Annotated in this window: 5 protein-coding genes; 4 read left to right on the top strand and 1 reads right to left on the bottom strand. The window is 62.1% G+C overall.

Annotation, left to right across the window (positions count from 1 at the left end):
• A partial coding sequence (gene secF, locus ADK28_RS05910; protein WP_048795150.1) for a protein translocase subunit SecF occupies positions 1-822 on the top strand: 822 nt, incomplete at its 5' end.
• Between the two features lie 65 nt (positions 823-887).
• Here the strand turns inward: secF and ADK28_RS05905 are convergent.
• A complete protein-coding gene (locus ADK28_RS05905; protein ID WP_016928875.1) occupies positions 888-1,448 on the bottom strand; it encodes a DUF3251 domain-containing protein in 561 nt (186 codons plus the stop codon).
• A gap of 174 nt (positions 1,449-1,622) precedes the next feature.
• Here ADK28_RS05905 and nrdR point away from each other — a divergent pair, with 174 nt between their 5' ends.
• From nrdR to ribE, 3 genes are all read left to right on the top strand, one after another.
• Positions 1,623-2,072 (top strand): transcriptional regulator NrdR, encoded by a 450-nt coding sequence (nrdR, locus tag ADK28_RS05900; protein WP_004940387.1) that lies wholly within the window; start codon positions 1,623-1,625, stop codon positions 2,070-2,072.
• 10 nt (positions 2,073-2,082) lie between these two features.
• Positions 2,083-3,192: a bifunctional diaminohydroxyphosphoribosylaminopyrimidine deaminase/5-amino-6-(5-phosphoribosylamino)uracil reductase RibD gene (ribD, locus tag ADK28_RS05895; RefSeq protein ID WP_016928874.1), complete on the top strand. Its 1,110-nt coding sequence runs from the start codon at positions 2,083-2,085 to the stop codon at positions 3,190-3,192.
• 107 nt (positions 3,193-3,299) lie between these two features.
• A partial coding sequence (ribE, locus tag ADK28_RS05890; protein WP_048795149.1) for a 6,7-dimethyl-8-ribityllumazine synthase occupies positions 3,300-3,709 on the top strand: 410 nt, incomplete at its 3' end.

The raw sequence follows: 3,709 nt of genomic DNA, 5'->3' as shown, positions 1-3,709 counted from the left end.
CTGGATTTCACCGGCGGTACGGTGATTGAAATCAACCTGGAGAAACCGGCTAACCTCGACCTGATGCGCGATACGCTGGAGAAGGCCGGGTTCCAGGATCCGATCATCCAGAACTTCGGCAGCAGCCGCGACGTGATGGTGCGCATGCCACCGGCGACCGGCACCGCAGGCCAGGAACTGGGCAACAAGGTGATCGGCGTGATCAACGACTCGGTGGATAAAAACGCCACCGTGAAGCGCATCGAGTTCGTCGGCCCGAGCGTGGGCAGCGAACTGGCGCAAACCGGCGGCATGGCGCTGCTGGTGGCGTTGATCTGTATCCTGATCTACGTCGGTTTCCGCTTCGAATGGCGCCTGGCGCTGGGGGCGGTTATCGCGCTGGCGCACGACGTGATCATCACGCTGGGCGTGCTGTCGCTGTTCCACATCGAGATTGACCTGACCATCGTCGCGTCCCTGATGTCGGTTATCGGTTACTCGCTGAACGACAGCATCGTGGTTTCCGACCGTATTCGTGAGAACTTCCGCAAGATCCGCCGCGGCACGCCTTACGAGATCATGAACGTGTCGTTGACCCAGACGCTGAGCCGTACGCTGATGACTTCCGGTACTACCCTGATGGTGGTGCTGATGCTGTACATCTTCGGTGGCGCGATGCTGCAAGGCTTCTCGTTGGCGATGTTGATCGGCGTGTCGATCGGTACCGTCTCCTCCATCTACGTCGCGTCCGCGCTGGCGTTGAAACTGGGGATGAAACGCGAGCACATGCTGCAGCAAAAAGTGGAAAAAGAGGGCGCGGATCAGCCTTCGATTCTGCCTTAACCGCCGCAGTATTCAGCGAAATGAGAAGGAGCGCCCATCGGCGCTCCTTTTTTTTGCTTTGGGTTTCAGCGTTGCTGCACCACCGCCGGTTGGGCGGTCGAAACCAGACTGTGCAGACGGATATAGCCCAATTGTTCCGGCGTCACGCCGCTGAAGCGCAGCTCAAAGTCCTGGCCGGGTTTCGGCAGCAGCGAATCGGCGCTGGCGATCGGTTGCGACAGCGCCTCGGCGGTCAGCGGCCGCCCGGTGGCGTCGTCCAGTTGGCCCCATTCCACCACCGCTTTGAACGGCGGCAGCGTGGCCTGTGAGAGGATGCGCACATGCAGCTGCGCCTGCGTGCCGTTGGCTTCGCTCTTGATGTGGCTCAGCGAAACGCTCAGCTCGCCGATGCCGCTCTGCAAACGGGCGGCGCTTCGGGCCGCCGGCAGCAGGTAGACGCCGTTGTCGGAGTGCTGATTGAGCATATTCTGCCGCTCCAGCGCGGTGGTTTGATCGGTCAGCACGCTCACTTTCTGGTTCAGCGCGGCGACCTGATGGCGCAGTTGAGGCACGGCGGCGTTGTGCGCGCAGCCTGCCAGCAACACGGCGGCGGCGAGCAGGGCGATTTTGGGGTAACAGGTTGTCATGACGGCGATTTCCTATGCTGAATCTCCTGCTATCAGCTTAGTCCGCCCGGAGGGGAAAGTCATATCGGCGCCGCTTCCCGGCTGCGTGTCGCAACAAATGGCCGCCGCCCTTTGTTGTGGCTGCACTTCGGGGTAAACTGCGTTTATCTATAAAAACGTTTATCAGGACGTGTTATGCATTGCCCTTTCTGCGCCGCCGTTGATACCAAAGTCATTGATTCCCGCCTGGTGGGGGACGGTTCGCAAGTGCGCCGCCGCCGCCAGTGTCTGGTGTGCAATGAGCGCTTCACCACCTTCGAGGTGGCCGAGCTGGTGATGCCGCGAGTGATTAAAAGCGATGAGGTGCGCGAGCCGTTCAACGAAGACAAACTGCGCCGCGGCATGCTGAAAGCGCTGGAAAAGCGCCCGGTCAGCTCGGACGACGTGGAAAACGCCCTTAATCATATCAAATCCCAACTGCGCGCCACCGGCGAACGCGAAGTGCCGACCAAACTGGTGGGCAATCTGGTGATGGACGCGTTGAAAAAGCTGGATAAGGTCGCCTACATTCGCTTTGCGTCGGTGTACCGCAGCTTCGAGGACGTGCGCGAGTTCGGCGAAGAGATCGCCCGCCTGCAAGACTAAAGGATCTTTCATGCATCACGACGAATTTTATATGGCGCGCGCCTTCGAACTGGCGCGCCTGGGGCGTTTCACCACCGCGCCCAATCCGAACGTCGGCTGCGTTATCGTGCGCGACGGCGAAATTGTCGGTGAAGGCTACCATCTGCGCGCCGGCGAGCCGCACGCGGAAGTGCACGCGCTGCGCATGGCGGGCGACAAGGCGCGCGGCGCCACCGCCTATGTGACGCTCGAGCCGTGCAGCCACCACGGCCGCACGCCGCCCTGCGCCGATGCGCTGGTGGCCGCCGGCGTAACACGGGTGGTCGCGGCGATGCAAGATCCCAATCCGCAGGTGGCGGGGCGCGGGCTGTACAAGCTGCAGCAGGCCGGCGTCGAAGTCCGTCATGGCCTGATGCTGGCCGAGGCCGAAGCGGTCAACCTGGGCTTCCTCAAGCGCATGCGCACCGGTTTCCCTTACGTGCAGCTGAAGCTGGGCGCGTCGCTGGACGGCCGCACGGCGATGGCCACCGGCGAGAGCCAGTGGATCACCTCACCCGAAGCGCGTCAGGACGTGCAGCGCCTGCGCGCGCAGAGCGCCGCGATTCTCAGCACCAGCGCCACCGTGCTGGCGGACGATCCGTCGCTGACGGTGCGTTGGGATGAGCTGGACGCCGAGACGCAGCGCCTCTATCCGCGCGAAAATCTGCGCCAGCCGCTGCGCATCCTGCTCGACAGTCAAAATCGCATCACCCCGCAGCACCGCGTGGTGCAGCAGCCGGGCGCTACCTGGCTGGCGCGCCTGCAGGCGGATGAACAGGCCTGGCCGCAAGAGGTCGAACAGTTTATCTGCCCGGCGCACGGCGGCGGCATTGATCTGGTGGTGATGATGATGCTGTTGGCCAAGCGCCAGGTGAATTCAATCTGGGTAGAGGCGGGCGCAATGCTGGCCGGCGCGCTGCTGCAGGCCGGCCTGGTGGATGAGCTCATTTTGTACATCGCGCCGAAACTGTTGGGCGATAATGGCCGTGGCCTGTGTCATCTGCCGGGCCTGGAACGGCTGGCCGACGCGCCGGAATTCGTCTTTAGCGACGTGCGCCAGGTCGGCCCCGATCTGCGTTTGCGCCTGCGGGCGAAACACTGAATCTCGCGCCCGCGCGCCGGTTTTACAAAAGCGCCGCGCAGGCGATGAAAGAATATGATAGAATCCGCCCCCCTGCGGGGTATTGAACCCATTTTTAAGGAAAGCCCATGAAAGTTATCGAAGGTGTTGTTGCTACTCCAAATGCCCGTGTGGCGATCGCAATTGCACGTTTTAACAATTTCATCAACGACAGCCTGCTGGAAGGCGCCATCGACGCGCTGAAACGCATTGGTCAGGTTGCTGACGACAACATCACCGTTGTCTGGGTCCCGGGCGCTTACGAGCTGCCGCTGACGGCGAGCGTATTGGCCAAAACCGGCAAATACGACGCGGTTATCGCGCTGGGCACCGTTATCCGCGGGGGCACCGCGCACTTCGAATATGTGGCGGGCGAAGCCAGCTCCGGCATCGGCAACGTTGCGATGAATGCCGAAATCCCGGTTGCCTTTGGCGTGCTGACCACCGAAAGCATCGAACAGGCGATCGAACGCGCCGGCACCAAAGCGGGCAACAAGGG

This window comes from Serratia sp. 506_PEND, from assembly GCF_001076875.1.
Classification (GTDB): Bacteria; Pseudomonadota; Gammaproteobacteria; order Enterobacterales; family Enterobacteriaceae; genus Serratia; species Serratia marcescens.
The sequence above is the reverse complement of the archived record's forward strand: the minus strand, read 5'-3'. Positions and strand labels throughout refer to the sequence as shown.

What these genes read in the sequence shown, in the direction of transcription:
- ADK28_RS05905 (WP_016928875.1), bottom strand. Translation starts at nt 1,448, where the DNA reads ATGACAACCTGTTACCCCAAAATCGCCCTGCTCGCCGCCGCCGTGTTG.
- nrdR (WP_004940387.1), top strand. Translation starts at nt 1,623, where the DNA reads ATGCATTGCCCTTTCTGCGCCGCCGTTGATACCAAAGTCATTGATTCC.
- ribD (WP_016928874.1), top strand. Translation starts at nt 2,083, where the DNA reads ATGCATCACGACGAATTTTATATGGCGCGCGCCTTCGAACTGGCGCGC.